The sequence below is a fragment of the Leucobacter sp. gxy201 genome (assembly GCF_051043335.1).
GTDB lineage: Bacteria > Actinomycetota > Actinomycetes > Actinomycetales > Microbacteriaceae > Leucobacter.
Genome location: NZ_JAMXWS010000023.1, coordinates 1 through 337, shown reverse-complemented (window position 1 = coordinate 337; position 337 = coordinate 1). Strand labels below are relative to the sequence as shown.

Genomic DNA, 337 nt, shown 5'->3' with positions numbered 1-337 from the left:
GGCCGCCGCCGTCACGTTCGACATCGAGGTCGCCGAAGCGTTCTGCGAGGCCTCGGCAGTCGCCGCAGCCTGAGCCGCAGCCTCCGCGTTCGGATCTGCCGCAGCCGAAGCCGTCGACGTCGCATCCGCGAGAGCCGCAGCCTGAGCCGCGACCTGGGCCGAAGCATTGCTGTCATCGTCCGCGTTCGCCGAAGCAGCAGCCGAAGCCGACGCGTTCACGTTCGCATCAGCCGAGGCCGACGCGTCCGGGTCCGCAGCAGCATCCGGATCAGCAGCAGCGTCCGGGTCAGCAGCAGTGTCAGGGTCAGCGCTTGCGCTCGCGTCTGCAGCGGCGGTA

Annotated in this window: 1 protein-coding gene; it reads right to left on the bottom strand. The window is 70.0% G+C overall.

The features are described from left to right. On the bottom strand, positions 1-219 hold a 219-nt coding region (locus NHL51_RS13825), incomplete at its 3' end, for a hypothetical protein (RefSeq protein WP_434144654.1). Positions 220-337: the final 118 nt, after the last annotated feature.